Origin of the sequence: Pedobacter sp. HMWF019, from assembly GCF_003061025.1 — a bacterium.
Lineage (GTDB): Bacteria > Bacteroidota > Bacteroidia > Sphingobacteriales > Sphingobacteriaceae > Pedobacter.
In genome coordinates this window covers 8,775-13,169 of sequence record NZ_QAIL01000311.1, presented here as the reverse complement: position 1 = coordinate 13,169, position 4,395 = coordinate 8,775, and the positions used below count along the sequence as shown (strand labels likewise).

Below are 4,395 nucleotides of genomic sequence, written 5' to 3'. Positions count from 1 at the left end.
GTACAACTGCGTCTGAATAAGAAACAGCGCCTTTGTGCAGGGCATTACAATCTGCTTTTTCAAACACTTTAGTGTCTTCTTCAGTCATTGAATTCATTACGGCCTTTTTGTAAAGGTCAGTGTTTAATGTTTCCTTGAAACAGTTTTCATATATAGAATACACGACTTTAGCATTTTTGAATGTAGGGTCGTTTTTGTAAGTCGTTTTAATATATGCTGGTACCAAAGCGGTCATCCAGCCGTGGCAGTGCACGATATCCGGCGCCCAGCCTAATTTCTTAACGGTTTCCAGTGCACCTTTGCAAAAGAAGATAGTTCTTTCATCATTGTCTGCATAGAATTTGTTTTCTTTATCCCTGAAAACATATTTCCGCTGAAAATAATCTTCATTATCAAGGAAGTACACCTGCATGCGTGCAGCAGGGATAGAGGCAACCTTAATAATCAGAGGATTGTCATTATCGTCAATAATGATGTTCATACCTGATAAACGAATCACCTCATGTAATCTGTTTCTTCTTTCATTAATGTTCCCAAACCTTGGCATCAAAATCCGGATCTCAAATCCTTTTTCCTGCATTGCCTGAGGTAATTGACGGGTGATTTCTGAAATTTTAGTGAGTTCGAGGAAAGGCGACATCTCGTGTGTAACAATCAGTAGCTTCGTTTTTGCCATCTCCATATTCGTGAATGAAATTTATGTTAAAGAAAAGATAATCAAGGGGCAAAGGTAATCAAAATAATAATATTTATCAAGTTGTTACGCAAGATGTTTTGTTAAGAATAGATAAATAACCAACTTTGGCACCTGAAACTCTAAAGATAGGTTTGAAACTCATAAATACCATTGCCGCGTTAAAAACGCTGCTCGAGCCGCTAAAGACTGCTCAGAAAAGAATAGCCCTGGTTCCAACCATGGGCGCCCTTCATAAGGGGCATGTTTCCCTTATTGATCTGGCAAAACAGCAGGCTGACATTGTAGTCTGCAGCATTTTTGTAAACCCAACACAGTTTACGGACCCAAAAGATCTGGAAAAATATCCACGGCCACTGGAACATGATATTAAAATGCTGGAAGATGCAGGATGCAATGTTGTATTCATGCCATCTGTAAAGGAAATGTATCCTGTTAAGGAAAACTGGCATATTGATCTTGGAAATGCAGAATTTCTGCTGGAGGGAGAATTTAGAAAAGGGCATTACCAGGGGGTTACACAAATTGTAAAAAAACTGTTTGATGCGGTGAATCCGGATCTCGCTTTTTTTGGACAAAAGGATTTTCAGCAGGTACTAATGATCGAAAATATGGTGCGTTATTTTAAACTTCCGGTACAGATCATTACTTGTCCTATCATCAGGGAAGAGGATGGGCTGGCGATGAGTTCCAGGAATATCCACCTTTCGGCAGAAGACAGGCAGCATGCATTGGTATTAAGTAAAGCACTTTATTATGTTAAGGCGCATTTTGCAACTGAACCTGTGGCAGAATTGCTGGCTGTGGCAAAGAAGATGATCAGCAGTACACCAGGAGTTGTACTTGATTATTTTACCATTGCAAATGGTGAAACTTTACTTCCGGAGTCTGATAAACAGGTGAAAAACCTGGTTGCACTTGTGGCGGCTAAGGTTGGTGAGACACGTTTGATTGATAATGTGTTACTCAGCTAACAAAACAAGTTGTAGAATTCCCTTTAAGTTTAACTAACTTTGTACCATGATTATCGAGATCTTAAAATCGAAAATACACCGTGTTAAAGTAACACAGGCAGAATTGAATTATGTTGGCAGCATTACCATTGATGAAGATCTGATGGATGCCGCGCAAATTATTGCCAATGAGAAAGTTCAAATCGTGAACAACAACAATGGCGAGCGCTTTGAAACCTATGTGATCAAAGGAGAGCGGGGTACCGGAACAGTTTGTCTGAATGGTGCAACGGCGAGAAAGGTTCAGGTAGGCGACATCCTGATCATTATGTCCTATGGTTCACTTCCTGTAGAAGAGGCAAAAAAATATCATCCTATACTCGTATTCCCTGACGACAACAACCATCTTCTTAAGTAAACAGCAGGATTTTTGTGAATTTAATAAAATACTATGCTGCCATAGTATATTGGTTTGGAAATAACTAAATTTGGCAAAATGTGTTTTTCTAAATATAAAAATTATGCTATTTCAATTAAGCGAAGAACAATTAATGATCCAGCAGGCTGCGCGCGACTTTGCGCAGACTGAGTTAAAGCCTGGAGTCATTGAGCGTGACGAACATCAGAAGTTTCCGGCAGAACAAGTCAAAAAATTAGGTGAGCTGGGGTTTTTGGGTATGATGGTATCCGAAAAATACGAAGGAAGCGGACTGGATGCCTTGTCTTATGTTCTTGTAATGGAGGAACTTTCCAAAATTGATGCTTCTGCATCAGTGGTGGTTTCTGTAAACAATTCTTTGGTTTGTTACGGGCTGGAATCGTATGGCTCGGAATATCAGAAGGAAAAATATTTAAAACCATTGGCATCAGGGAGAGAGATCGGTGCTTTCTGTTTATCGGAGCCTGAAGCGGGTTCTGATGCGACATCGCAGCAAACAACAGCTGAGGACAAAGGAGATCATTATGTGCTGAATGGCACAAAGAACTGGATCACCAATGGGGGCACAGCTTCTACTTACCTGGTTATCGCGCAAACACATCGTGAATTAAAACATAAAGGGATTAATGCTTTCATTGTTGAAAAAGGAATGGAAGGTTTTACCGTTGGTCCAAAGGAGAATAAGTTAGGTATCCGTGGTTCTGATACGCATTCATTAATGTTCAATGATGTGAAAGTACCTAAGGAAAACAGGATTGGTGAAGATGGCTTTGGGTTTAAATTTGCAATGAAAACGCTGGAAGGCGGACGTATAGGTATCGCTGCACAGGCATTGGGTATAGCTGCGGGCGCTTATGAGCTTGCCCTGGCTTATTCAAAAGAACGCAAAGCTTTTGGGAAACCAATTTCAGATCATCAGGCCATTGCTTTTAAACTGGCGGACATGGCTACACAAATTGAGGCTGCAAGGTTATTGGTGTATAAAGCAGCCTGGTTAAAAGACCAGGGGCAATCTTATATACTGGCGGGCTCTATGGCCAAACTCTATGCTTCAAAAGTAGCAATGGATGTGACTGTAGAAGCAGTACAGATTCATGGAGGCTATGGCTTTGTAAAAGAATACCATGTGGAAAGACTGATGAGGGATGCAAAGATTACCCAGATCTATGAGGGAACTTCTGAGATTCAAAAAGTGGTAATCTCCAGAGATATACTTAAATAAATCTTTAAAAAAGCGCAGCGATATTCAGCTGCGCTTTTTTGTTTTTTAATCTTCGGAAAAACTACCGAAAATTCCTTTGATAATGGCCAATACAATGGCTAAGATTGCCGATGCCAAAAAGCCAGAGGTATGGAAGCTGCTCATAAAATGAGAAACCAGCATGATCATCAATACACTGATGATGAAGGAAACCAAGCCCAGGGTAAGGAAATTCAGGGGAAATGTCATTACCCTTAAAATAAGTCCAACCGTTGCATTGGCCAGTGCGATCAAGACAGCGGCAATAATAGCGCTTCCGAAGCCGTCTACATGTACTCCTGGTACAATGTAAGCCCCGATGAGTACAGCGAGCCCCATCAATAAGATTTCGATAATTAGCCTCATAATGTTTAATTTAGTAATATGTTTATACGTATAACCCAATTAGCAGGAATGGCCTGCTTTTTTTGTTTGTTTATCGGATGTTCGACCGCAAATAATAAGCCAGTTTTGATCTCTTTTTCTTCAGACAGCAATGCAGTAGTGATTTCAGGGATAAGTGCCGCAGGTTTAGCGCAATTAAAAAATAGTCCGGCTGAAGATTCTCTTTTATATAGCCTGCTTTCTATTTTGCAAACGCCTTCTGAGCAAGACACCAGTGTTGTGGAGCAGCCTGTAAAAGGCTTGATTTCTGTTCAGGACAGTGCCGTCATTTTCAAACCGGAAAGCTCCTTTGTTAAAGGAAGGGATTATTTGGTGCTTACGTATTTAAATAGCCAGTTTGCCAATGCTGGAGCTATGCTCAAGGGCCAGATGACTTATAAGCTGAAGCCGGTGCAAAAGGTGCTAAGCCGATAGTTAATGGATTGATCTTCGGTAGTGGCAAGTAAACCGTTCAGGCTTTCGGGCCAATTAATACAAATAAAAATTCAATATAAGATCAATTATTGTATAATGATAAAAAAAATATTCTTATCTTTGCGCTGATATAAAGGGTAAGAGGGGGCAGGAGTCCCCTCTTTTCTATTTTAGCAAATTGGTTATGCAGGTTGAAAAGAGAGTAAAAGAACTGGTTGAAGAAAAAATTGCGGACAGACCGGAATTGTTT

6 protein-coding genes and 1 pseudogene are annotated in these 4,395 nt (G+C 40.3%); 5 read left to right on the top strand and 2 right to left on the bottom strand.

Features of this window, described 5'->3' with window-relative positions; genetic code table 11:
* Positions 1–676, bottom strand: a 676-nt coding sequence (locus DBR11_RS17535) for a glycogen/starch synthase (protein WP_108553941.1), incomplete at its 3' end; no start/stop codon positions are given.
* Positions 677–828: 152 nt separating this feature from the next.
* Between DBR11_RS17535 and panC the strand changes: the two genes are divergently transcribed.
* From panC to DBR11_RS17520, 3 genes are all read left to right on the top strand, one after another.
* A complete protein-coding gene (panC, locus tag DBR11_RS17530) occupies positions 829–1,668 on the top strand; it encodes a pantoate--beta-alanine ligase (RefSeq protein ID WP_108553940.1) in 840 nt (279 codons plus the stop codon).
* Between the two features lie 46 nt (positions 1,669–1,714).
* A complete protein-coding gene (gene panD, locus DBR11_RS17525) occupies positions 1,715–2,065 on the top strand; it encodes an aspartate 1-decarboxylase (protein ID WP_108553939.1) in 351 nt (116 codons plus the stop codon).
* A 103-nt stretch (positions 2,066–2,168) separates the two neighbouring features.
* Positions 2,169–3,308 (top strand): acyl-CoA dehydrogenase, encoded by a 1,140-nt coding sequence (locus DBR11_RS17520; protein ID WP_108553938.1) that lies wholly within the window; start codon positions 2,169–2,171, stop codon positions 3,306–3,308.
* 45 nt (positions 3,309–3,353) lie between these two features.
* Here DBR11_RS17520 and DBR11_RS17515 read toward each other — a convergent pair whose 3' ends face one another.
* Positions 3,354–3,692, bottom strand: coding sequence for a phage holin family protein (locus DBR11_RS17515; RefSeq protein ID WP_108553937.1), 339 nt, complete (start codon positions 3,690–3,692; stop codon positions 3,354–3,356).
* 18 nt (positions 3,693–3,710) lie between these two features.
* Here DBR11_RS17515 and DBR11_RS17510 point away from each other — a divergent pair, with 18 nt between their 5' ends.
* Positions 3,711–4,145 (top strand): hypothetical protein, encoded by a 435-nt coding sequence (locus tag DBR11_RS17510; RefSeq protein ID WP_146186573.1) that lies wholly within the window; start codon positions 3,711–3,713, stop codon positions 4,143–4,145.
* A 184-nt stretch (positions 4,146–4,329) separates the two neighbouring features.
* Positions 4,330–4,395 (top strand): annotated as a pseudogene (locus tag DBR11_RS30215) (ribosome assembly cofactor RimP); the annotation flags it as partial.